At 63.5% G+C, this 21,881-nt stretch carries 22 protein-coding genes; 3 read left to right on the top strand and 19 right to left on the bottom strand.

What is annotated here, in order from left to right:
• Positions 1-18: 18 nt before the first annotated feature.
• The 4 genes from A3AY_RS0109650 to A3AY_RS0109635 all read right to left on the bottom strand — a co-directional run bounded on the left by A3AY_RS0109650 (position 19) and on the right by A3AY_RS0109635 (position 4,151).
• Entirely contained in the window at positions 19-1,173 is a 1,155-nt protein-coding gene (locus tag A3AY_RS0109650) for an ABC transporter ATP-binding protein (RefSeq protein ID WP_018325474.1), read from the bottom strand.
• A 19-nt stretch (positions 1,174-1,192) separates the two neighbouring features.
• A complete protein-coding gene (locus A3AY_RS0109645; RefSeq protein WP_018325473.1) occupies positions 1,193-1,975 on the bottom strand; it encodes an SDR family NAD(P)-dependent oxidoreductase in 783 nt (260 codons plus the stop codon).
• A gap of 175 nt (positions 1,976-2,150) precedes the next feature.
• Entirely contained in the window at positions 2,151-3,074 is a 924-nt protein-coding gene (locus tag A3AY_RS0109640; protein ID WP_018325472.1) for a LysR family transcriptional regulator, read from the bottom strand.
• A 168-nt stretch (positions 3,075-3,242) separates the two neighbouring features.
• Positions 3,243-4,151, bottom strand: a complete 909-nt coding sequence (locus A3AY_RS0109635) for a LysR family transcriptional regulator (RefSeq protein WP_210312516.1) — start codon at positions 4,149-4,151, stop codon at positions 3,243-3,245.
• Between the two features lie 105 nt (positions 4,152-4,256).
• Here A3AY_RS0109635 and A3AY_RS0109630 point away from each other — a divergent pair, with 105 nt between their 5' ends.
• Positions 4,257-5,321 carry an SDR family oxidoreductase gene (locus A3AY_RS0109630; protein WP_018325470.1) on the top strand — a complete coding sequence of 355 codons (1,065 nt, stop codon included), beginning with the start codon at positions 4,257-4,259 and terminating at the stop codon, positions 5,319-5,321.
• A gap of 85 nt (positions 5,322-5,406) precedes the next feature.
• On the opposite strand, the gene A3AY_RS0109625 is transcribed toward A3AY_RS0109630, so the two are convergent.
• The 15 genes from A3AY_RS0109625 to A3AY_RS0109555 form a co-directional block, all read right to left on the bottom strand.
• Positions 5,407-5,703 carry a NifU family protein gene (locus A3AY_RS0109625; RefSeq protein WP_018325469.1) on the bottom strand — a complete coding sequence of 99 codons (297 nt, stop codon included), beginning with the start codon at positions 5,701-5,703 and terminating at the stop codon, positions 5,407-5,409.
• Entirely contained in the window at positions 5,703-6,710 is a 1,008-nt protein-coding gene (locus A3AY_RS0109620) for an amidohydrolase family protein (RefSeq protein WP_018325468.1), read from the bottom strand. Before A3AY_RS0109620 ends, A3AY_RS0109625 begins: the two co-directional genes overlap by 1 nt.
• A gap of 132 nt (positions 6,711-6,842) precedes the next feature.
• The gene (locus tag A3AY_RS0109615) at positions 6,843-7,649 is read right to left on the bottom strand and encodes an inositol monophosphatase family protein (protein WP_018325467.1); all 807 of its coding nucleotides are present in this window, start codon (positions 7,647-7,649) and stop codon (positions 6,843-6,845) included.
• An 11-nt stretch (positions 7,650-7,660) separates the two neighbouring features.
• Positions 7,661-8,560, bottom strand: coding sequence for a MurR/RpiR family transcriptional regulator (locus A3AY_RS0109610; protein ID WP_018325466.1), 900 nt, complete (start codon positions 8,558-8,560; stop codon positions 7,661-7,663).
• A 71-nt stretch (positions 8,561-8,631) separates the two neighbouring features.
• On the bottom strand, positions 8,632-9,510 hold the full coding sequence (locus A3AY_RS0109605; RefSeq protein WP_018325465.1) for a sugar phosphate isomerase/epimerase family protein: 879 nt from the start codon (positions 9,508-9,510) through the stop codon (positions 8,632-8,634).
• A gap of 19 nt (positions 9,511-9,529) precedes the next feature.
• Positions 9,530-10,315 carry an SDR family NAD(P)-dependent oxidoreductase gene (locus A3AY_RS0109600; protein ID WP_018325464.1) on the bottom strand — a complete coding sequence of 262 codons (786 nt, stop codon included), beginning with the start codon at positions 10,313-10,315 and terminating at the stop codon, positions 9,530-9,532.
• Positions 10,316-10,319: 4 nt separating this feature from the next.
• Positions 10,320-11,642: an arsenate reductase/protein-tyrosine-phosphatase family protein gene (locus tag A3AY_RS0109595; protein ID WP_018325463.1), complete on the bottom strand. Its 1,323-nt coding sequence runs from the start codon at positions 11,640-11,642 to the stop codon at positions 10,320-10,322.
• A complete protein-coding gene (locus tag A3AY_RS0109590; RefSeq protein WP_018325462.1) occupies positions 11,639-12,562 on the bottom strand; it encodes a phosphoglycerate dehydrogenase in 924 nt (307 codons plus the stop codon). The genes A3AY_RS0109595 and A3AY_RS0109590 overlap by 4 nt, the downstream gene beginning before the upstream one ends.
• A gap of 13 nt (positions 12,563-12,575) precedes the next feature.
• Positions 12,576-13,148: a glucose-6-phosphate isomerase gene (locus A3AY_RS0109585; protein WP_018325461.1), complete on the bottom strand. Its 573-nt coding sequence runs from the start codon at positions 13,146-13,148 to the stop codon at positions 12,576-12,578.
• Between the two features lie 12 nt (positions 13,149-13,160).
• Positions 13,161-14,108: a shikimate dehydrogenase family protein gene (locus A3AY_RS0109580; RefSeq protein ID WP_026203272.1), complete on the bottom strand. Its 948-nt coding sequence runs from the start codon at positions 14,106-14,108 to the stop codon at positions 13,161-13,163.
• A 12-nt stretch (positions 14,109-14,120) separates the two neighbouring features.
• On the bottom strand, positions 14,121-15,620 hold the full coding sequence (gene glpK / locus A3AY_RS0109575) for a glycerol kinase GlpK (RefSeq protein ID WP_018325459.1): 1,500 nt from the start codon (positions 15,618-15,620) through the stop codon (positions 14,121-14,123).
• Between the two features lie 19 nt (positions 15,621-15,639).
• Positions 15,640-16,689, bottom strand: a complete 1,050-nt coding sequence (locus A3AY_RS0109570) for a galactitol-1-phosphate 5-dehydrogenase (RefSeq protein ID WP_018325458.1) — start codon at positions 16,687-16,689, stop codon at positions 15,640-15,642.
• Positions 16,686-17,744 (bottom strand): zinc-dependent dehydrogenase, encoded by a 1,059-nt coding sequence (locus A3AY_RS0109565; protein ID WP_018325457.1) that lies wholly within the window; start codon positions 17,742-17,744, stop codon positions 16,686-16,688. The genes A3AY_RS0109570 and A3AY_RS0109565 overlap by 4 nt, the downstream gene beginning before the upstream one ends.
• Before the next feature lie 4 nt (positions 17,745-17,748).
• Complete coding sequence (locus tag A3AY_RS0109560; RefSeq protein ID WP_018325456.1) at positions 17,749-18,582, bottom strand: SDR family oxidoreductase; 834 nt, start codon at positions 18,580-18,582, stop codon at positions 17,749-17,751.
• A 58-nt stretch (positions 18,583-18,640) separates the two neighbouring features.
• Positions 18,641-19,285 (bottom strand): bifunctional 4-hydroxy-2-oxoglutarate aldolase/2-dehydro-3-deoxy-phosphogluconate aldolase, encoded by a 645-nt coding sequence (locus tag A3AY_RS0109555; RefSeq protein ID WP_018325455.1) that lies wholly within the window; start codon positions 19,283-19,285, stop codon positions 18,641-18,643.
• Positions 19,286-19,477: 192 nt separating this feature from the next.
• Here A3AY_RS0109555 and A3AY_RS0109550 point away from each other — a divergent pair, with 192 nt between their 5' ends.
• Positions 19,478-20,113, top strand: coding sequence for an HAD family hydrolase (locus A3AY_RS0109550; protein ID WP_018325454.1), 636 nt, complete (start codon positions 19,478-19,480; stop codon positions 20,111-20,113).
• A 143-nt stretch (positions 20,114-20,256) separates the two neighbouring features.
• Complete coding sequence (locus A3AY_RS0109545; RefSeq protein WP_018325453.1) at positions 20,257-21,861, top strand: GMC family oxidoreductase; 1,605 nt, start codon at positions 20,257-20,259, stop codon at positions 21,859-21,861.
• The last annotated feature ends 20 nt before the right edge of the window (positions 21,862-21,881 follow it).

The raw sequence follows: 21,881 nt of genomic DNA, 5'->3' as shown, positions 1-21,881 counted from the left end.
ATCCGGCGCCACGCCCGGTCAGGCGTGGAATCTTGCCGCCTTTTGTCGCGTGAAGCGCGCCTGCCGCACGGTGCGGCCGGTATCGGCGTCGAACAGGTAGACAAAGTCGGGATCAATGCGGAATGCGATCGGTGCGCCGATCGTGCGCGGATATTTCAGCGCTGCGTCGAGCGTGGTCATCGCGCGGATCACCTGCCCCTCCACCTCGATATCGAACACCACCCGCGAGCCCAGCGTCTCGACGGCGAAGACCTTGCCCTGCACGCGGCAGGGATGTTCGGCATCGGGCGGATTGAGGCAAAGCTGCTGTGGGCGGAGCCCCAGCACGTAATTGCCGCCGGGCTTCACCGCCTCGCCGTCCTGCATCCAGTCGTGGTCGACCTCGATATAGGCGTCGCCGACACGGAGCGAATGGCAGCCGTTGGCGTGCGAAATGACGGCCTTCATGACGTTCATCGGCGGCTCTCCGACGAAGGTGGCTGCAAACAGCGTTTCCGGCCGGTCGAAGAGGTCCTGAGGTGCTGCGATCTGCTCGATCCGGCCCTTGTTGATCAAGACGATACGATCGGCCATGGTCATCGCCTCGAGTTGGTCGTGCGAGACATAGAGCATCGTCGCCTTGAACTCGCGCTGGAGACGCTTGAACTCGACGCGCATACGGGCGCGCAGCTGCGCATCGAGATGGGAAATCGGTTCGTCCAGCAGGAAGACATCCGCGTCGCGCACAAGCGCCCGGCCGATGGCGACGCGTTGCATCTGGCCGCCGGAGAGCTGGTTCGGCCGGCGCTCCAGCAGCTTCTCGATCTGCAGCGTCTCGGCGACGCCGGCGATGTGGCGGCGGATCTCGCTCTCCGCCATCTTCCGGATGCGCAGCGGATAGGCGAGGTTCTCAAAGACGCTCAGATGCGGAAAGAGCGAATGTTTGTCGTAGACCATGGCGAGGTTGCGCTCGCGCGGCGTCCATCGTGTCACGTCGCGTCCGCCGATCATGATGCGGCCGGCTCCCGCCTCTTCCAGTCCGGCGACGAGGCGCAGCGTTGTGGTCTTGCCCGCGCCGGACGGACCGAGCAGAAAGACCGCCTCGCGGTCGGCTACATCGAGCGATATGCCGCGCACCGCTTCAAAGCCGCCCGTGAATGTCTTTGCCAGGTTGTCGATCTGAAGATCAGCCATTGTCTTTTCCGATTGAAGATCAAAGAATTGCGCGAATGGTGCCGCCTTCGGCCCGCATCGCCATGCCATTCAGCGCGGGGGAAGCCGCAAGATGCACGACGCTGGCGGCGACCTCCTCCGGCGCGATCATCCGCCGGATGAGCGACGTCGGCTCGGTTTCGTCGAAGTAGTCGGACACCACCTGCTCTCGGGTGACGCCCTTCTCGCGGGCGATCTCCTCGTGGTAGCGCCGCACGGCAAGCGTGTCGGTCGGCCCCGGCAGGATCGCATTGACACGCACGCGCGTGCCCTGGGTCAATTCGGCGAGTGCCCGCGAAACCCCGAGAAGGCAGGCCTTCATGGCGCCGTAGTGCGGCATCCAGGCTTGCGGCTTCACCGCGCTCTCGCTGCTGATGAAGACGATGGACCCCTCGCCATGCGCGAGCATGTCTTTAAGCAACAGCCGCGACATGCGCACCCCCGTCATGACGTTGACGTCGAAGAAGCGGAACCAATCATCGTCGCGCGTTTCGAAGAAAGGCCGCACTTCGAAAATGCCGACGGAATTGATGAGAAAATCGACGGTACCGGCGGACCGCGCGAAATCGGCAAGACGGCGATCCTCGCCGGCGACGGTAAGGTCGCAGGCCATGCCGCGCGCCTCGGCTCCGAGCTTGGCGACTGCCGCGGCAACCTCCGCCTCGGCAAGACCGCTGACCGTTGCACGCGCGCCCTCGGCGACAAAGGCCTCCGCCACCGCAAGACCGATGCCCGTTGCGCCGCCGGTGACCAGCACATGCTTGCCCTTCAGTCCATAATCCATTGCCCAAACCTCCCATGGCAACCGGGGATCGAACCCCAGCGGACCATCCCTCCAGACGATCCGTTCATTCCTCCCTGCGGCCACTTGGCCGCCTGCCCTATCGGCCGGAAGGAACTTGCCTCGGCCAATAGAACTAATTTCTTTTCATAGATTTTGCAAGAAAATAAATTTTACATTATTTTACAGATATCACACCGTCGAGGCCTTCGGCACACCTTCCCGTGGGCTGGGGTCGGACATGCGCCTGAGCGAAATCGATGAACTCCGAGGTCCTGGCCGGCAACCGGCGCCGGCTTTCGCAGAGCAGGCAGACAGTCTGCGGCTCCGGCTCGAAGTCATCGAGCACCGGCACAAGAACACCGGCCGCCAACTCCGCCTGCACATCCGCTGATGCCATGCGCAGGATACCAAGGCCTTGAACGGCAAAGTTTTTCAGCGTCGCCGGGTCGCTCGCCCGAAAACGCCCGCCAACCCCCAGGGCACCTCCCGGAAAAGCCCAGTCATCGCCGGCGAAGGCGGAACCGTCGAGCCGCAGGCATTCATGGCGACAGAGGTCGGACGGTCGCAGGGGAACACCGTGCTCCGCCAGATAGGCCGGCGCGGCACAGGTCACCGTTTCCATCGAAAACAATTTCCGGATCGTCAGGTTCGAATCCCGCACCGGCCCGACCCGCAGGGCAGCATCGAAGGGAATTTCATGCAGACTGGCCGGCGGATCGAAGCGCAGCGAAAACTGCAGATGCGGGTGGGCGCGCGAAAATGCGCGCACAAGCGATAGCAACTGGACGCGGCTTATGTCGGTCGCACACGAAAGGACGAGACCGCCGGAAACGGCAGTGCGGCGCCCGCCCATATCGCGCTCGAGGTCGGCAAAGCCGGAGAGCACCGGCCTTGCTCGCTCCAGCAGCAGTTTGCCCTCCTCGGTCAACAGCAGCGAGCGTGTCGTGCGCCGCACCAGCGCCACCCCATAGTGATCCTCCAGTGCCTTCAACCGCCCGCTGATCGTCGCCGGCGCCATGCCGAGACGGTTTGCGGCGCTCGCCATGCTCTGCGAGCGGGCGATTTCCGAAAACATTCTGAGATCGGCCAACCCATTCATTCCGGATCCTCCTATCAGGCATATCTGCCTGGCGGCTCCGATACCCGGCGCCCGCGGCGGGGCGCCCTCCTTGCGGGCATTCGTAACCTCGCGACAAGGAGTAACATCACAGCCCGGGAGGGTGCGATGAAATATGGTCATTTGATCCTGTACTTTTTGTCACAAATCCTAAGTGACAAGAAACCGGGCCAAATAATCGATGAAGGCGCGGATGCGTGGCGCCAGCGGCGACTGGTCGGCGTAGATGATCGAGACCGGTTCGCGGTCCCCCGGATTGAAGGTGTCGAGCACCGCGACCAGTCTACCCTCCTTGAGATCCCGGCCGACATGGAACTCGGAGAGGCGCGCCAACCCCACTCCATCCAGCGCGAACCGCCGCAGGCCTTCTCCATTGTCGAGGCTGAGATTGCCCTTCACTGCAAGATCGAGTTGGGTGGGTATGCCGTCGTGCTCGATGCGGAAGGGCCATTTGCCGTAGCTGCGGCTGAAGCCGAGGGTCAGGCAATTGTGTTTCAGCAGGTCCCGCGGCTCGGCTGGGACACCGTGTTTGTCGAGATAGGCCGGCGAAGCCACGACCCGCCGCGGCGAGGCAACGATACGCCGGGCGTGAATGGTCGAATCCGTTAGAACGCCGGTGCGGATCGCGACGTCGATGCCATCGCCGATAAGATCGGTGGTGCTGTCGGAGAGCGAGAACTCCAGGCTAATTTCCGGGTACGCCTCCAGGAAGCCGGGCACGAGCGGCGTTACGCAATGCAGCCCGAAGGGCACGTTGCAACTGACGCGCAGCACGCCACCGACCTGACCGGCGCTCTCCTTGACGCCGCGCTCAAGGCTGGAAATATCCTTGAGGATCTGCTTGCCGCGGGCGAAATAATCCTCGCCCTCCGCCGTCAGCCGCAGCTTGCGGGTCGAGCGTACGGCGAGCGGCAGGCCAAGCCGCGCCTCGATGCGGGCGATGATCTTGCTGACAGCCGAGGGTGAAAGATGCAGTGCATCGGCGGCGGCGGTGAAGCTGCCCGTTTCCACCACCTTCACGAAGACCTCGATTTCGGAAATCCTGCCGGCCACTGCCATCTCCATTCATGAAACTTTGTCAATTCACTTATGACAGCGCCTGACTTTCAGACACAAGCGGGAAATGACAGACACGAGATGGACATTTTTGGAGGAAATATCAGCATGTATCAGAAACGGGCACTCATCGCCGGCGCCACCGGCATTGTCGGGCTCAACGTGGCCGAACACCTGCACGACATCGGCGGTTGGGAAATCACCGGCCTCAGCCGCCGTCCGCCAGCCGGCGCATCCTACATGCGCTCGATCGCCATCGACCTTCTCGACCGCGAGGCGGCCCTCAGAACGCTCGCCGAACTGAAACCGACCCACATCTATTATTGCACCTGGACGCTCGGCCGCAACGAGGACGAAAACATCCGGCTCAACGGCGGCATGTTACGCACCCTGCTGGACGGCGTGGCGGCGGCGGGCACCGTCGAGCATGTCGCGGTCGTCACCGGAACCAAGCACTATCTCGGCCCCTTCGAGGATTACGGCAAGGTCACCCCGGTCACGCCGTTCCGGGAGGATGCCCCGCGGCTCGAAAAGAAGAATTTCTATTACGAGCTGGAAGATATAGCGATGGATTATGCCGCACGCCATGGTTTTGGCTGGTCGGTCCACCGCTCGCACACGATCATCGGCTACGCGGTCGGCAATCTCATGAACATCGGCGCGACGCTTGCCACCTATGCCTCGATCTGCAAGGCGACCGGACAACCCTTCGTCTTCCCCGGCACGCCCACCGCCTATCACGGCATCAACGACATTACCGACGCGCGCCTGCTCGCCAAGCACATCGTCTGGGCCTCCACGGAGCCCAATGCTCGCAACGAGGCCTTCAATGCCACAAACGGCGATGTCTTCCGCTGGGAGCAGTTGTGGGAGCGCATCGCCGACTATTTTGGTGTTGAGGCCACCTATCCCGGTCACTACAACTCGCTGACGGAGCGAATGAGCAGCCTCGGCCCGCACTGGGAAGCGCTTGTCGCGGAGCACGGACTGCAGCCGAACCCGCTCGATCGGCTGGCCTCCCCCTGGCACACCGATCTCGATCTCGGCCGCCCGATGGAATGCCTGCACTCCATGGCCAAGAGCCGCACACACGGCTTCACCGACTTCCAGGACACCGAACAGTCCTTTGTCGACGTCTTCGACCGCCTTCGCGCGGAACGCATCATCCCCTGAGCTTTGGGGCCAGCACACGAAAAGCCCGGAAGATCGCATATTGATCTTCCGGGCTTTCGTATTCGGGATAGGCGGCACCGCCCCGTCAGTTGGCGGGATAGGGATGCGCGTGCAGAAGGCCAGCAAGCCGCGCCAGGGCGCGCGGCCCCGCCTTCACCTGTTCGCAGCGGACCTCAGACACACCCGGCACCGCCATGAGATAGCTGCGCACCGGGCCAATGAAGGTCATGGCAAGATTGGGACAGGCGCGGCAGGCGCCCGAGAGGGCGACATGCACGACGCCCTCCCCGGTAACGTCGGTGATCTCGATATCGCCGCCATGGCCGAGAACAAGCGGTCGCGCCCGATCGAGCGCGACTTCAAGAGCGTGCGGATCGATCATCAGACAAGCCCCAGTTCGCGCTTCTTGGCTTCCAGATCGATCCCGATGCCGCGGGCGAAGGCCTTGCCGAGGATGTTTTCCTTCATCTCGCGGGTGATTTCCGGATAGCCGTATTTTTCCTGAAGCTCATCGGGCATGACGAGATTGGCCAGCGTGTCGATATAGGTCTGCACATGCGGCCAGATGAACGCTTCGGAACCGTAGCAGATGCGCTCCGAGCCGACGTAGAGCAGCGCTTCGCCAAGGCGCTCCAGCATCTTGTAGGGCTGCAGGTAGTACTGGTTGAACCAGAGCGGCAGGATCAGGTAGACATTCTCGAAGCGGCTGGCGATGGAAATGGTTTCGTCCACATAGGGGTCGCCCAGGTGGTGTATGCCGAAATTCAGGTCCGGGAAATCGGCGGCGGCATACTGGATGTCGTTCGGCTTGAAGGCCTCGACCGGGCCGAGTTCCAGCGGGAACCCCTTGTGGAACTGCACCATCTTGATGCCGAGTTCCAGCGCCTTTTCCCAGAGCGGATAGGCGATGTCCCGGTCGTCGGCGCGCCAGGCACAGCCCCGCGACTGGTACTGGTAGAACTTGAAGCTGACGGCGCCGAGTTCGTGCACCTGCCGCTCCATCTCCTTCAGCGCCGGGCCGAGGCCGTGATAGACCGGATCGACGCCTCCGGTCAGCACGATGCGGGCCGGGTCCTTTTGCGCGAGCGCATGGCTGAGTTCGACGGGACCGAGGCCGGCACGCCAATGGGAAAACAGCGGCACCGAACATGCACAGGCCATGTCCGTGTCGGCCTTGCCGAACAGCATGTCGACGGCCCAGTCGAGATCCGGGTTGGAAAAGGTCTCGGTTTCCGGCGGAGGTCCGCGGCGTCCGGTAAGGTTGATGAACCCGGTCAGTTGTTCGCGCAGGATGCGCACACGCCTGCCATCGCTTCCGTCCTTGATCTGACCATCGCTGAAATCCTGACAATGAACCGCAGCATCAAAGACAAACATTCCGTCCTTCATGAAGTCTCTCCCATTGATCCGATGGCGCGCGAGCGCCGTGGTTGGCTTGAAAAGCCAGTCGGATCAATACCATGGGGAGACGAGCGACAGTCTTCGGATTATCGAAAGACTGCCTTCAGAGGGAGCGCGCGTTCAGGCCATCCCGAACAGGGCGGACAGCGGGTCGAACAGGCCTGCCCCACTCGCCAGCACAAGGCCGCCCGCGGCAAGCGACGCACGGCCAGCCGGATAGGCCGTGAAACGCCCGCCCGCCGCCTTGATGAGCGCGAGACCCGCAACCGCGTCCCAGGGCCACATGTGGCGCTCGAAATACCCGTCCACGCGTCCCGCCGACACATAGGCCAGCATGAGGGCGCCCGCGCCGACCTGGGAGAAGCTGCCGCCAGCCGTGAAGAGACGCTCAGCATCGGCAGCAAAATCCGCCGGCGGCACGCGGTGGTTATGGCCCATACCAAGTCTTGTCCGGTCGAGTCTGTCGATAGCGCTGAGCGCAACCGGCACACCGTTGACGGTGGTCGAAACCCCTTGCGCACCGGTAAAGAGTTCATCGCGCAGGGGATCGTAGATCACCCCCAGAACGGGCTCGCCCTTCGACCAGAGACCAATGGACACGCACCAATTATGGGCACCCTTCAGGAAATTGGTGGTACCGTCGAGCGGATCGACGCACCAGACGAATTCGGCGCCTTCGACCGCGGACGCCCCCGTCTCCTCGCCGAGAAATCCGTCCTTCAGGAAGGCTGGCGTGAGAATAGCGGCGATCGCCTCTTCCGCCTCGCGGTCGGCGTTGGAGACGAAGTCGTTCAACCCCTTCTGCTCGATGGCAAGCCGATCGCGACGGCCATAGTGGGCGAGCAGCAGGCGGCCTGCCTCGCGCGCGGCGCGTTCGGCCATGGCCAGGCGCAGCTTTAGCTGGTCGGCGGACAAGGCGTCGGACATCAGGTTTCCCTTCAGTAGCGGGTCAGGGCGGTCACGTCGGAGGTCCGTTCCAGACCCTCGATGGCGCTGCCGAAGTTGCGTACGGCATAAAGCGAGTAGAGCACATCGACAACCTGAAGCTGCGCAATCTTCGACACCATCGATTCGTGGTATTCGCCCGGCCCGACGACGCCCGTGATCGTGGGCGTGAAGAGGCAGATATCCGCGTGCCGGACGATCGGCGAATCGGGGAAGGACGTGATCGCGAGCGTCGTCGCGCCCCGCAGCTTCGCCTGCTGGAGGCTGTCAACCGTCGAGATCGTCCGCCCGGAATTGGAGACGCCTATGGCGAGCGATTTTGGCCCAAGAGTCGAGGTGGAGATCTGCCGGATACCGAGATCGCGGAAGAACAGGCAGCGCTTGCCCACCCGCATGAACCGCAGCAGCGCATTTTCCACGCAGATCAGAGATGCACCCATAGCGAAGAAGCCGAGCACGTCCGCCTCCTCTATGGCCGTCACCGCACGCTCCAACTGCCCTTCGGCGAGCCCAGCCCGCGTGTCGGAGACAGTCATTGCATAGCGGGCAGCCACCTTGGAGAGCACCGAAGCAACATCATCCTCGGCAGTGATGTCTTCATAGACGTGGCGTTCGGAGGGCCGCTGGACCACCGCCGCGCCCTGCGACAGTTCCTCGGCGATGAGGATCTTGAACTGCTGGAAGCTCGGAACCTCGATTTCGCGCACGAAGCGGGTCACAGTCGATTCCGACACGTCGCATTGCAGCGCCAGATCCTTGATGGAGATCGACTTTATCTCCTCGGGCGCCTTTAGCACCCTGTCAGCGATGCGGCGCAGCGCGGGGTTCATGTAGCCCGCCTTCCAGCGAATCCGCATGAGGATGGATTGCCTGTTGTCCGTTGAACTGTCCATCGGCTCATCACTCCGGTTGCGTCGTCGCAATTCTATAACCGGCAACGGAAGGAAAATGAAATTCTTTTTTGTTACCAGACAGTGCATCCGGCCCGTGCGCTTGCCCGCGCCACGCGCAGGACGTCATAGGCCGCCTTTGCCGCCACCAGCGAATCCCGCCACGCCTCCCGCCACAACCGCACACCGCCGACGAGCCCTTCCCTGAGCATTTTGGAAGAAAACGCCTCGACCGTCAGGTCGCCGCGATAGCCGGCCGATACCAGTGCACGGCAATAGCCGAGCACGTCGAAATGCCCGCCGCCGAGCAGGCCACGGTTGCTGTCGGCGACATGGGCATAGCCGAGCAGGGAGGCGTTGCGGTGGATCGCCGCCGCGATATCCCCCTCCTCGATATTCATGTGGAAGGTATCCATGTGGATGAAGAGATTGGAACCGCCGGACGCGCGGATCAGGTCCGCCGCCTCGTCCAGCGTGTTGACGAGATAGCTCTCATAGCGATTGACCGGCTCGAGACCGAGGCGCACGCCAAGTTCGCCGGCGCGCCGGTCGAGACGGGCAAGGCTTGCGGCGACCTGGGTGCGCTGCTCTTTCGTGGCCGGCGCCGAATAGTTGGCGAAGGCCGCATAGGTGATGCCGGAGACGGCGGGCGCCTCCAGTTCCGCGGCGATCTCCAGGCAGCGCGCGACGCTGGCCTCGCCCCGCCCGGCGATATCCGGATCGCTTGAGGCGATATCCGTATCGAGGCCGAGCGCCATGCCGAGGCGAAGCTCCAGCCCCGCCTCCCGCGCCACCCGCTTGGTTAGCGGAATGTCGAGGGCGGCCGGGTCGAACAGCAGCACCTCGATCAGTTCGAAGCCGATCTCGGCCGCCGCGCGGCAGCTCGCCTCCGCTGCCGCGGGCGACCAGTCATCGGTGAAGACAAGACTGTGGATGCCGAGTTTACCGCTCATGTATTCCCCCCTCAGACGATCAGCCAAAAATCGAGCGGATAGTGCCGCCGTCAGCGCGGTGGCAGAGACCGTTCATCGCCTGGTTCGTCATCAACTGCACGACGCCGCGTCCGTGCATTGCCGGATCGATCAGCTTCTGCGTGAGGTTTGACGGCTGGACGTCACGGTAGAAATCGGCAAGCGCCTGCTCCACCGTCTTGCCCTGCTGGGCCGCGAGGTCGGCGAAATAGGTCTCGACCGATTCCGTCGCCGTGCTGCCGGGCATGTAGCTGTTCACCCGGACATTCGTGCCGCGCGTCAATTCGGCGAGCGAACGGCTGAGGCCGAGCATGGCCGTCTTCGTCGTTGAATAGGGCACCATGTTGCCGATCGAACGGATCGCCGCTTCAGAAGAGATGAAGACGATGCTGCCATCGTTGCGCGTCAGCATGTCCTTCATGACGATGCGGGAGATGCGGATCGCCGTCATCAGGTTGTGCTGGAAATACTCCATCCAGCGCTCGTCGCTGACCTCGAAAAAGTCGTTGACGTCGAAAACGCCGATATTGTTGACAAGGAAGGAGACCGGGCCGAGCCCCCCGGCGAAGTCCGAAAGCCGTGTCGCGCCCTCCGCCGTCATCAGGTCGGCAACGACGCCATGGGCACGCGGACCGATGGAGGCACAGGCCTTGTCCAGTTTGGCCTGATCGCGACCGTTGATGACGACAACCGCACCTTCGTCATGAAAAGTCTTGGCGATGGCATAACCAATGCCGGTTGCGCCGCCTGTCACGATGGCAATCTTGCCGTTTATCCCGAAATCCATGGTCCTATTCCCTCTCCCTGTTGATCGTGATGCCCGTGCGGGCGAACTGCGCAAGCCGGTCGCAGGCTGTCTTTATCTGATCGAAGACGGCCTCGAAGGTCGCGCGGGGTTCGCCCCACGGGTCGATGATGCTGGTTTCCTCGCCAGGCGCCGCAAAGGCGCCGAGCCGTCCGATCCGCGCCCTGCCCGTTGCGGGTTGCAACGCGCGGATCGCCGCCATGTTGTGGTCGTCCATACCGAGGAGCAAGTCGAATTCCTCGAAGTCTGTCTCTTGGATTTGGCGCGCAACCAGCGTGTCGAGACGGATACCCCTGCCAGCCGCAACCGCCATGGTTTCGCCGTGCGGCGGCTTGCCGACGTTCCAGTCCATGATGGCTGCACTGTCGATCCGGTGATCCGGCAAGGCGGCGCGCAAGATGCCGTCGGCCGTCGGCGATCGGCAGATGTTGCCCCGACAGACGATCAGCACCGACAGCGGCGGACGGACGACAGGGGGAATGCGATACGCGGTATGGATCTCAACAAGACGCACGTCCGCGCGCGGAGAAAGGCCGGCGAGGCGCCGCGCGCCGTCGAAGGGATCGAGCGTGTTGAAATCGAAAAGCCCGAAATGGTGACCGAGCATGGCGCGAGCACCGATCGCGTCGGCAAGCTCCACCGCCTCCTCGAGCGTCAGGTTGCCGGGCACGCCGTTTGCCGCGCGCTCCGCGTCGCGGCCGTTGACCGGCAGCAGGGCAAGATCGACGCGAAACGGCATCAGCCATTCCGCAAGGCCGGGAAACGGGATCGTATCGCCGGAATGCCAGAGCGCGACGCCGCCGCCGGTGAGCACGTAGCCGAGAAACAGGTAGCCGTCTTCGGTCCTGCGCAGGTCTTCGTGGGCCGCAGGGGTGGCGGTCGCCAGCACGCCGCCGAGATCGACGGTTTCGCCCGCATCGATCAGCACGAGCCGGTCCTCGGCTACGCCGCGTTCGATAGCGCGCGCCCGCTCTGTCCGGGGCGCCAGCACGCGCGCACCGGGATTAGCGGCAAGCAAGGTCGGGATCGTGCCGGGGTCCATGTGGTCCGTATGGCCGTGGGTGCAGAGCAGCCAGTCGATGCCGGTGAGGTCGCCGGGCGCGACTACCGGCGGCATCATGCGGGTGTGCGGAAAACGCGTGCCGCGGTATTTCTCGGCAAGAAAATCGGAGAGATAGGCATCGATGACGATACGCAATCCGCCTTGTGCAATCAGGAAACCCGCCTGCCCGAGCCAGGTAAGCGTTGCGCCGTCGCCTCTCTCTAGCCGGCCGACATCGGCAAGCGGGCGGGTCTCCAGGATCGTCATGGGCACACCAGGTTCTTCAGAAGATTGTCGACGGCGACGCTGGTCGCGCGGTCGACGCTCTCTTCGGTAAAACCGCCGGCATGGGGCGTGAGGATGACGCGTTCGTGGCTCAGCAGCGCCGAGGCTGCGGGCGGCTCGTTGTGGAAGACATCGGTCGCCAGCGTGGAAACCTGCCCGCTTTCGAGTGCTGCCAGCATGGCACCGTCATCGATGAGCTCGGCGCGCGCCGTGTTGACCACGATGACGCCCTTGCGCATCTTCGCCAGCATCGCCTCGTCGAGAATGGGCTTTTCGCCGGGCGGGCAATGGAAGCTGACGGCGTCCGCATCGCGGAGCACCTCCTCCAGACCTGCATAGCGGAAGCCAGCGCGCACGAACCGGGCATCGGGGTACGGGTCATAGCCCACGACCTCCATGCCGAGGCCGAGCGCCATGTCGATCACCTCTCGGCCGATTGCGCCGCAGCCGACGACCGCGAGCGCGCGGCCCTTTACTTCGCAACCGATGCGCCGGCGCCATTCTCCCTGGCTGAGGTGCTGATGCGACCAAGGAATATGGCGCGAGGCGGCAAGCAGAAGGCCGATGGCAAGCTCCGCTACGCCGCGGGCATTGGCGCCTGTCGCCCGCTCGACCGTTATCCCGCGGGCTTGCGCCTCCGGAATGTCGATATTGTCGACGCCCGTGCCATTGCGGCTGATGACCCGGAGGCCCCTTGCCGCATCGAGCACGCGCACGCTGATCGGCTCGACGCCGGCCAGCCAGCCGACGCAACCCGGAATGCTGCGAAGCAGGTCTTCCTCCGACGGCATCTTGCCCGGCGCAGGATAGACGATTTCGAACCCCCGCTCCATCAGGCGCGACAGGACAGGGTGGCCCGCGCCGGACAGCGAGCGTGGTGTGACGGCAATCTTACCGGTCATCGTGCTTGCCCGCTCAGCCGTTCCAACGAGGATTGTCGATGACGGTCGGCTTGCCGTCACGTTCGACCATCAGCTTGCGGAAACCCTTGCTCTCGATCGTGCCGTAGTCGTGGCCCGCGTTGCCTGGAAAGGCGAAGAAGGTGACGAGCGGCTCGGTCGGGTGCACGTTGATAGAGCGGTGCGCCCAGCGGCCGGGCACGTAGACGGCCTTGCCCGGCAGGAACTCGAGCCATTGGGTCTCGCCTTCCGGCGTTTCCATCATCATGTAACCGTGGCCGCGCAGGCAGTAATAGACCTCGGCGGTGTCGATGACCGTGTGAAAATGGCCCTTGGTCATGTGATACTCGTCGCCCACCTTGCCTGGATAGGTGATCGATGTGCCGTAGGCGACGTCCTTCTCGCTGTCGGGAACGCCCATGTCGTAGAATTCGTAGAGCAGGCTATCGCCCTTGGCGAGTTCAGCGTCGAAGGCCGCCTCGTCGTGGAACATGCCCTTCATCTTGGAGAGCGTGCGGCGGATCGGCTCGCGGGTCGAGCTCAGGCCGTTGTTGAGGTTGAATTCGTGCAGGCTTGGCAAAACGGTCATGTCCTGTTCCTTTCAGGCTGTGGCGTCGCGGGCGATACGGCTCAGTTGGTCGAAGGCCGGCCCGGACATGGGGATGTCGATGTCGAAGACTTCCGCGATCACGCGGGTCCAGCCGTGGATGAAGTAGACCCATCCATCGTGGACTGTGAGGTTGCGATCCCTGGCCGCGGCGCGCGCCTGATCGAGGAAGATGAGGTCACCGCGATAGTTGAATTCCCAGACGAGGCCGTCCTCCGGGAATTGCACCGCGTCCGTGAGCGGCGAGCCCGGCCCGTCCTTGCCGAGGCCGGTGGCGTTGACCACCATGGAGCCCGGCGGCAGGGCTGCGACCACTGCGTCCGCCTCCGCCGGTGTTGGTGCCAGACGGTATTCGATGGGAATGGAAAACCCGATCTCGCCATGCACATGGCGCATCTCGGCAAGGGAGGCCTCCCGCCGCGCTGTCACGACGATCCGTTGCGGCGTGTCGCCACCGGAACGTTTCTTGTTGTGCAGGTAGAGCGACAGCGCGAGCGAGGAGCCGCCGGCGCCGAGGATGCAGAGCGTCGCCGCCGTCGCGGCCCAGTGCCCTTCCGGCGCAATCGCTTCGAAGCTCGCGCCGGCCGTGATCGGGTCCTTGGCGTGGCCGGCCAGACGATGACCGCGCTTGGAGATCGAACTGATCTCGTGCAGGGTTTCGGCATAGGGATCGAGGTCGTCGAACAGGTCGCGCGACGCCTTCAGCAGGTTCACCTTGTGGGTCGTCACCAGCGCGCCGAGCGATAGGGGATCGCGCTTGATGAACGCCACGGCGCGCCGATAGGCGGCAGGATCCGAGTTTGGCGCGAAGTCGATGCCCTTCATCTCGGCATCCAGGCCGAGATGGGCTGACCAAGCCGGAAAGACCTTCATGATCGAAGACTTGCCGGTGGTTACGCCGATGAAATACATCGTGCGCCGGCTTGCTGGTGTGTAAGTCATGACAGGCGTTCCCTAGTCGTGTTCGGCCCAGTCCCGCGACCGGTCCACCGAGCGGCACCAGCCGCGGTAAAGTGTGTCCGCTATCGCCCGTTCGACTGATGGCGTGAACTCCCTGTCCAGCGCGAAGGCGGTGTGAAGTTCGGCCTTGTCCTTCCAGTAGCCGACGGCAAGACCTGCGAGGAACGCAGCCCCCCGAGCGGTGGTGTCGATAACCTTCGGGCGCAACACGCGCACACCCAGTTGATCGGCCTGGAATTGCAGGACGAAATTGTTCATCGCTGCACCGCCGTCCACCTTCAGTTCCGCGAGCGCGATGCCGGAATCGGCCTCCATGCGGTCGATGACGTCGCGAATCTGGTAAGCCATGGATTCCAGCGAGGCGCGGATGAGATGGTTGCGGTTCGCTCCGCGGGTGATGCCAACAATGGTGCCGCGGGCATATTGATCCCAGAACGGCGCGGAGAGGCCGGTGAACGCCGGCACGATGTAGATGCCATTGGTATCAGGCACGTCCATCGCCGCCGCTTCGGTCTCCGACGCGCTGTGGATGATCTTCAATTCGTCGCGCAGCCACTGCACCACCGAACCGACGGAAAACAGGGTGCCTTCAAGGGCATATTCGAGTTCACCGCCGAGCCGCCAGGCGACCGTGGTCAACAGGCCGTTGTCGGACGAGCGGATTTGGTTTCCAGTGTTCATCAGCAGCGTGCCGCCGGTTCCGTAGGTGGCCTTGACCATGCCCGTCTCGAAGCAGGACTGGCCGAAGAGCGCGCCCTGTTGGTCGCCGATCGATGAGGCAACAGGAACCTCTCCGCCGAAAAGGTCCGGATCAGTGAAACCGTAGACGTCGGAGGAGTCGCGCACCTCGGGTAGAATTGCGCGGGGCACGTTGAGTTCTTCAAGCAGGCGGTCGTCCCAGTCACCGGTGCGTATGTTGAAGAGCAGCGTGCGCGAAGCGTTGGAGGCATCCGTCACATGGGCGCGGCCGCCGGTCAGGTTCCAGATGAGCCAGGTATCGATGGTGCCGGCAGCAAGTTCGCCACGCTCGGCGCGGCGGCGGGCGCCGGGCGTGTTGTCGAGCAGCCAGGCCAGCTTGGTGCCAGAGAAATAGGCGTCGATGACGAGGCCCGTGTTCTCCTTCACATAGGGTTCGAGCCCCCTCGCCTTCAACTGATCGCAGATGCCGGCGGTGCGCCGGTCCTGCCAGACGAGAGCATTGTGCAGCGGCACGCCGGTCTTGCGGTCCCAGACAAGGCATGTCTCACGCTGGTTGGTGATGCCGATTGCAGCCACCTCGGCGGCGGAAATGCCGGCGTTCTGCATCACCTCGCGGGCGACCGAAAGCTGGGTCGCCCAGATCTCGTTGGCATCATGCTCTACCCAGCCGGGCCGCGGATAGATCTGCCGGAACTCGCGCTGCGCGAGCGAGACGATGTTGCCTCCCCGATCGAAAAGGATGGCCCTTGCACTGGACGTTCCCTCGTCCAATGCCATGACATAACGCTCAACCATTCGTTCCTCCCCGCATGCGTCAATCGTTCGGCTTGAACAGGATCTTGTGATACCTGCCGAAGCTGCGGTCCTTCAGTGCCTTGAAAATGGACGGCGCCTCCTCAAGCGTCGCCCGGTGGGTAATCAGCGGCTCGACCGTCAGGCGGCCGTCGCCAAGCAAACCAATGATGTCAAACCATTCCTTGCCGGGGAACGGCAAGGAATAGGAGTTCCACGAGCCGACCACCTGCAATTCTTCGCGCACGATCTTGGCAAAGGCCTTTTCCGCGAAGGTGACGTCGCCATAGGCGGTACCGTAGAGCATCACCGCGCCTTGCTTGGCCGCTACCATGATCGAAAGATCCCGCCCCGGTGCGGACCCCGCGCATTCCAGCGATACGGCAACTCCGCGGCCGCCGGTCGCCTCGCGGACTCGGGCGAGCACGTCGTCGCGCGTCGGGTTGAGGCAGAGATCGGCGCCGATGCTGCGGGCCAACTCAAGCTTGTCGTCGTCGACATCGATGGCGATCAACGGCCGCGCACCGGAAAGCCTCGCGAACTGCAGCGCAAAATAGCCGAGCGCGCCGCAGCCGATTACCGCCACCGCATCGCCGAGCTTCATGTCGAGCTTGTGGATGCCGTGCAGGATGATGGCCGCCGGTTCGATCGTCGCAGCGACCTCGTAGGACACGCTGTCGGGCACCTTCAGCACGTTCGTTGCAGGCGCGCAGAGATATTGCGCAAAGGCGCCGTCGCTGCGCGAGCCCATGAAATCGTAGTCGTCGCAGAGGTGGAACTTGCCAGCCTCGCACCACTGGCATGTTCGGCACGGCATAAGGGGTGCCACCGCCACGCGGTCGCCGGCGTTGAGATGGGAGACGTCGGAACCGACCCGCTCCACCCTGCCGGAGAACTCGTGGCCCGGAATGGTGGGGAAACGATAGGTGCCGGTCGTCATGACGCGGCCGATATCCGAGCCGCAGATGCCGGCGGCCTTCACCTCGACGAGAACCTCGTCGGGTCCGATCTCCGGCACGGGCACGTCCTCGACGCGAAGATCCCCCGGTGCATGCAATACAGCCGCCTTCATTGCAGGCTCTCCTCCTGAGGGTAGATGATAGTCTTCAAGCCCTTGCCCGAAAGCGCATGGTCAAACGCGTCAACAGCCTCCGCCATGCCGAAGCGATGGGTAACGACGTCGGTCACCCGGATCTTGCCGGTCTCCACCAATTTTAGCGCCCGGGCATAGTCCTCGACGCTCGACCCGGTCGAGCCGAGCAGCTTCAGACCCCAATAGTGAACCTTGTTGGTGTCGAGTTCGACCTTGGTTCCCTTGTTGAGGCCGGAGAAGAAGTTCACGCGGCCGAGACGGGCAAGGCAGGCGATCGCCTGCACCTGAAGCTCCGGCGCCGGTGCGCAGGTGAGCGCGACGTCGACGCCACGGCTACCCGTCAGCCGCAGCACCTCCTCCACCACGTCGACCCGGCTCGAATCCACCGTATCGGTGGCACCCTGCGGCGCGATTTCCGCCAGGCGCTCCGCCCTTCTGCCCACCACGATGACCTGCCTTGCACCGTAGGCTTTCGCCAACTGCAGGAACAGGCCGGCGATCGGACCCGTGCCGAGGATGAGGACGCGGTCCTCCGGCGTCACGACAAGGTCTTTCCAGGCGTTGAAGCAGCAGGAGAGCGGTTCGACGAGCGAGGCTTCTTCGTAGCTCATGCCGGCCGGTATCTCGAAGAGGTTGCCGCCGTAAAGTGCCTTGGCCGTGACGGTCATATATTGCTGGAAGCCGCCATCGATATCGATGCCGAACGCCTCGTAGTCCGGGCACATGTTGTTGAGCCCGCGGCGGCACATCTCGCAATGGCCGCAGCCGATGTTCGGCACCGCCGAAACCCGCTGCCCCTTCTTCCAGTGCCCGACATGACGGCCGACCGCGACGATTTCGCCGGCAAGCTCATGGCCGAGGACGCGCGTATCGTTTTCGCCGACACGGAAATGGCCGCCGCGAAGGACTTTCAGGTCCGTGCCGCAGATCGAGGCTGCGAAAACGCGGATCAGAACTTCGTCATCCTGCAGCACCGGGCGCGGGCGCTCTTCCAGAGCGATCCGGCCCTTGCCCTGATACACGGCGGCCTTCATAGGTTTATACCTCCATCCCGTAGCGGTGCACCTTGTGGGTCGGATAGAGCGAGATGGTCGGGATGGTGACGTCAGGCGTGCGGGTCGCAACATAGAGGGCGAGCCAGGCGACGTTGTCGACATCGATGCACGAGGCATGGATGCCTTCCTTGATTTCCTTCTCGTCGAGCCAGCCGTCGACATAGGCTTCCAGATTGCCATCGTAGAGGCCCTGGTCGATGATCTCGGTCATCGGCGTCTTCACGTGGCTTGGATTGAGAACGGTGACGCCGATCTTCTTGTCCTTGCCTTCGAGGAGAATGTTTTTCGAGAAGCCCAGCATGCCGTGCTTGGAAGCGCGGTAGGGGCTGTGTCCGGGGCCGGAGGCGACACGGGTCGACGAGGAGCCCATATTGATGATGCGGCCGCCCTCGGCCTGCTGTTCCATGTAGATGAAGGCCTCGCGGCAGCAGAGGAAGACGGCCGTCAGGTTCGGGCCGATTGTCTTGTTCCATTCCTCCAGCGTCACGCGAGTGACGGGCGGGGCAAGGCTATCGCGCCCGGCAGAGTTGACGACGACGTCGACGGAACCGAACACTTCATGCACCTGCTTGAAGAACGCGCGGACCGTGTCCTCGTCGCAAACATCGGCGTAGATCGGCAGCACCGTGCCGCCCTCAGCCTCGATCTCTCCGGCGACGCGAGCCAGGCGCTCTCGATCGAAATCGATCATCGCTACTTTTGCGCCGTTCTGGGCGTAGATGCGGGCGACGGCTTCGCCGATCCCGGACGCTGCACCGGTGATGATGCAGGATTTCCCCTTGAGGGATAGCCCCTCCGACAGGGTGTTACTGGGCATTGGAACCTCCGTTTTTGTGCCCCTCTCGAGGCGCGTTCAGATTATCGATGAAACCGTTTCAGGCCCTTCGGGCGAGGCCGACGGCCTCCCCTGTTAGCCTGGAAATTTCGGCAAACCGCCCCTCCTGGACGAGTTTTGCATCCACCATCCAAGATCCGCCGCAGGCGAGAACCGCGGGAAGAGCGAGGTAGTTCGCCAGGTTTGCGGGACCGATGCCACCCGTCGGCACGAAGCGCATGGTCGGATAAGGCCCCGTCAACGCCTTGAGGAAGGGCACGCCGCCGCTCGGCTCGGCCGGGAAGAACTTGACCGCCTCCAGCCCGAAGGACATGGCCTGCTCGACGCCGGTCGGATTGTTGATGCCGGGCACAATCGGAAGACCCAGTGCCTGAGCCGCAGCGACGATTGCGGGATTGAAGCCCGGTGTGACAATGAATTGCGCGCCGGATGCCTTGGCCAGATCGAGCTGCTCGCCCGTCAGAACCGTGCCGGCGCCCAGCAGCATGTCGGGAACCTCGAGGCGGATGCGCCGCAGCGATTCTGCCGCTGCCGCCGTGCGGAAGGTCACCTCCGCTACCGGCAGACCGCCCTCCATCAGCGCACGGGCCAGAGGCACCGCATCTTCGGCTCGCTCCAGCACGACGACGGGCAAGATGCGCGCCGCTGCAATCCGGGCAACAACCTCCGCCCCAGTCAAATTCATGCGTCCCTCCAATCGAATTTCCTACCGTGGCCAACAAATAGAATGAAATTCGTTATTGCGCAATACCAAAAAAAATGATTTTTATTTTCTGCGTCGGCGATCGAGAGAAATCCCGCCCGGACGCACCACGCCGCCTGCAACGCGGCCTCGCCTGACACCCGTTCCTGCTCTCTTGGAAAGCGACATCGACATATGATCAAAGCAGTCTTGTGGGACATGGATGGCACGCTCGTCGACAGCGAAGACATCGCTGTCGAGGCCCTGGGATGCGCTATGGAGGAAGCAGGCTTGCTGCCTCCCCCGGACCTCAAGGAGCGGGTTGTCGGCCGCTCGGCCGACGAAATTTACGACATCATCGTGCGGGATTTTGGGCTCGAGGCCGATCCGCTGGTATGGGAGCGGCGCAAGCATCACCATTACTTTCGCGCGTCGGAGCGGTTGCGTGGCTATGATGACGCCGTCGAGACCTGGCATCGCCTCGCCGCTGCCGGCATGGGCCAGGCTGTGGTCTCAAACAGCGACCGCGCCATTGTCGACGTCAACCTGCGCGCAGCAGGGCTGGTGCGGCCGGGGCTCGTCACCGTCGCACGCAACGACGTCCGCCTCGGCAAGCCGCATCCGGAGGGCTATTTCAGGGCGGCCTACCTGCTCGGCGTCGAGCCCAGCGAATGCCTGATCGTCGAAGACAGCGGCAGCGGGGCTGCCGCAGCGCTGGCAGCCGGCATCGAAACGGTTTTCGTGCCGCACAGCCACAGCGCCCCGCCGGAAGGCGTGTTTTGGCTGTCCTCGATGGCGGAGCTCGAGAGCCGAATTCTCCGCACGCGATGAAGGCCCGTTCTGCATAGCGCAACGTGCGCCTGCTCCCGTCGCCAACTGATCGAAAAATAGCCAAGCGCCACCCCCACACATTGACGGCACTTCGCAAGATCAATAGATATATGATATATTATGGTACGGAACTGGAGGAAACAATGGTGGATTATGTTGTTGTCGGGGGCGGCTCGGCGGGCGGTGCGCTGGCCGGTCGCCTGGCGCTCGGAAATGCCGGCAAGGTGCTGGTGATCGAGGCAGGCCCGCGCGATAGCAACCCGCTGATCCACATTCCGGCCGGCTTCGTAAAGCTGCTCGATTCCGACCTTCTCTATCACTACAAGACGGAGGCACAGCCGGCGCTGAACGGTCGCGCACCCGTGATGCCCCAAGGCGCAGTGCTCGGCGGCGGCGGTTCGGTCAATGCGGCGATCTACATTCGCGGACAGCGCCGCGACTATGACGACTGGGCACGGCTTGGCGCCGACGGTTGGGGCTACAGTGACGTCCTGCCCTATTTCCGCCGGGCGGAAGACAACGACCGGCTTTCCGATGCCTATCACGGCACCGGCGGCCCGCTTGGTGTATCGGACCTCCGGCAGGTGACTGACCTGACGCGCGCCTTCGTGCGCAGCGCACAGGAGGCCGGCATTCCTTACACGTCCGACTTCAACGGCACACGTCAGCGCGGCGTGGGCTTCAACCAGACGACGACTCGCAATGGTCGCCGATGCAGCGCTGCCGTCGGCTATATGCGTCCGGCCGTGAAATCGGGCAATCTCGAGATCCGCACGGGCTGCCTCGTCACCCGCATCCTCTTCGACGGCGATCGCGCAAGCGGGGTCGAATATGCCCGCAACGGCAAGATCGAGACGGTCGAGGCGGACAAGGAGGTCATCCTTGCGGGCGGCGCGGTCCAGACGCCGAAACTCCTGATGCTGTCCGGCGTCGGCCCGGAAGCGGAACTGCGCCGGCACGGCATTGCGGTGAAGCACCGTCTGGAAGGTGTCGGCCAGAACCTGCAAGATCATCTCGAATTCCCGGCCATCCGGTTCTGCACCGGCCGGTACGGCTACTACGGGGAAGACAGTTTCTTCCGCTCCATCAAGAACGGGCTGCAGTACCTGCTCTTCAAGTCCGGCCCGGTCATGTCGAACGTTACCGAGGCCTGCGCCTTCGTGAACGTTGACGACATGGAGGCCGAACCGAACATCCAGATGCATTTCGTGCCCATTGTCTTCATGGACAGCGACCAGGAGTCAGTGAAACGCGCCGGCGCCACCATAAACCCCTGCGTATTGCGACCAGAAAGCCGCGGCGAGATCCGCCTGAAATCCACCGACCCGGTCGCTCATCCCCTGGTCGATCCGCGCTACCTCACGGCGCCGGAGGACATGCGGCTTTCCGTGAAGGCGCTAAAGCTCGCCCGCAACATTCTCGCACAACCCTCCTTCGCCGGCTTCGTCGAGGATGGCGAGGCCTATCCCGGCAAGGCTGTCGACGACGATGCGGCGCTCGGTGCCTATATCCGCTCCAAGGGCAAGACGGTCTATCACCCGGTCGGCACCTGCCGGATGGGCCGCGACGCGATGTCGGTGGTCGATCCGGAACTCCGCGTGCACGGCCTGCGCAATCTACGAGTTGTGGACAACTCCATCATGCCCACACTGATTTCGGGCAATACCAACGCGACAGCGATAATGATCGGAGAGAAGGCTTCGGATATCATACGTGGACTGGAGCCGCTTGCGCCATCGAACGCTTGATGCGCATGTGTCAGGCGGGC

It is taken from the genome of Rhizobium giardinii bv. giardinii H152 (assembly GCF_000379605.1).
Classification (GTDB): Bacteria; Pseudomonadota; Alphaproteobacteria; order Rhizobiales; family Rhizobiaceae; genus Pararhizobium; species Pararhizobium giardinii.
The sequence above is the reverse complement of the archived record's forward strand: the minus strand, read 5'-3'. Positions and strand labels throughout refer to the sequence as shown.

Bases quoted from the DNA above. Each gene is read 5' to 3' on its own strand.
- A3AY_RS0109570 (WP_018325458.1), bottom strand. From the start codon at position 16,689: ATGAAGGCGGCTGTATTGCATGCACCGGGGGATCTTCGCGTCGAGGAC.
- A3AY_RS0109555 (WP_018325455.1), bottom strand. From the start codon at position 19,285: ATGAATTTGACTGGGGCGGAGGTTGTTGCCCGGATTGCAGCGGCGCGC.
- A3AY_RS0109585 (WP_018325461.1), bottom strand. From the start codon at position 13,148: ATGACCGTTTTGCCAAGCCTGCACGAATTCAACCTCAACAACGGCCTG.
- A3AY_RS0109560 (WP_018325456.1), bottom strand. From the start codon at position 18,582: ATGCCCAGTAACACCCTGTCGGAGGGGCTATCCCTCAAGGGGAAATCC.
- glpK (WP_018325459.1), bottom strand. From the start codon at position 15,620: ATGGTTGAGCGTTATGTCATGGCATTGGACGAGGGAACGTCCAGTGCA.
- A3AY_RS0109605 (WP_018325465.1), bottom strand. From the start codon at position 9,510: ATGAGCGGTAAACTCGGCATCCACAGTCTTGTCTTCACCGATGACTGG.
- A3AY_RS0109625 (WP_018325469.1), bottom strand. From the start codon at position 5,703: ATGATCGATCCGCACGCTCTTGAAGTCGCGCTCGATCGGGCGCGACCG.
- A3AY_RS0109635 (WP_210312516.1), bottom strand. From the start codon at position 4,151: ATGGCAGTGGCCGGCAGGATTTCCGAAATCGAGGTCTTCGTGAAGGTG.
- A3AY_RS0109595 (WP_018325463.1), bottom strand. From the start codon at position 11,642: ATGACGATCCTGGAGACCCGCCCGCTTGCCGATGTCGGCCGGCTAGAG.
- A3AY_RS0109565 (WP_018325457.1), bottom strand. From the start codon at position 17,744: ATGAAGGCCGCCGTGTATCAGGGCAAGGGCCGGATCGCTCTGGAAGAG.
- A3AY_RS0109640 (WP_018325472.1), bottom strand. From the start codon at position 3,074: ATGAATGGGTTGGCCGATCTCAGAATGTTTTCGGAAATCGCCCGCTCG.
- A3AY_RS0109600 (WP_018325464.1), bottom strand. From the start codon at position 10,315: ATGGATTTCGGGATAAACGGCAAGATTGCCATCGTGACAGGCGGCGCA.
- A3AY_RS0109615 (WP_018325467.1), bottom strand. From the start codon at position 7,649: ATGTCCGACGCCTTGTCCGCCGACCAGCTAAAGCTGCGCCTGGCCATG.
- A3AY_RS0109610 (WP_018325466.1), bottom strand. From the start codon at position 8,560: ATGGACAGTTCAACGGACAACAGGCAATCCATCCTCATGCGGATTCGC.
- A3AY_RS0109550 (WP_018325454.1), top strand. From the start codon at position 19,478: ATGATCAAAGCAGTCTTGTGGGACATGGATGGCACGCTCGTCGACAGC.
- A3AY_RS0109630 (WP_018325470.1), top strand. From the start codon at position 4,257: ATGTATCAGAAACGGGCACTCATCGCCGGCGCCACCGGCATTGTCGGG.
- A3AY_RS0109650 (WP_018325474.1), bottom strand. From the start codon at position 1,173: ATGGCTGATCTTCAGATCGACAACCTGGCAAAGACATTCACGGGCGGC.
- A3AY_RS0109580 (WP_026203272.1), bottom strand. From the start codon at position 14,108: ATGACTTACACACCAGCAAGCCGGCGCACGATGTATTTCATCGGCGTA.
- A3AY_RS0109545 (WP_018325453.1), top strand. From the start codon at position 20,257: ATGGTGGATTATGTTGTTGTCGGGGGCGGCTCGGCGGGCGGTGCGCTG.
- A3AY_RS0109590 (WP_018325462.1), bottom strand. From the start codon at position 12,562: ATGACCGGTAAGATTGCCGTCACACCACGCTCGCTGTCCGGCGCGGGC.
- A3AY_RS0109645 (WP_018325473.1), bottom strand. From the start codon at position 1,975: ATGGATTATGGACTGAAGGGCAAGCATGTGCTGGTCACCGGCGGCGCA.
- A3AY_RS0109620 (WP_018325468.1), bottom strand. From the start codon at position 6,710: ATGAAGGACGGAATGTTTGTCTTTGATGCTGCGGTTCATTGTCAGGAT.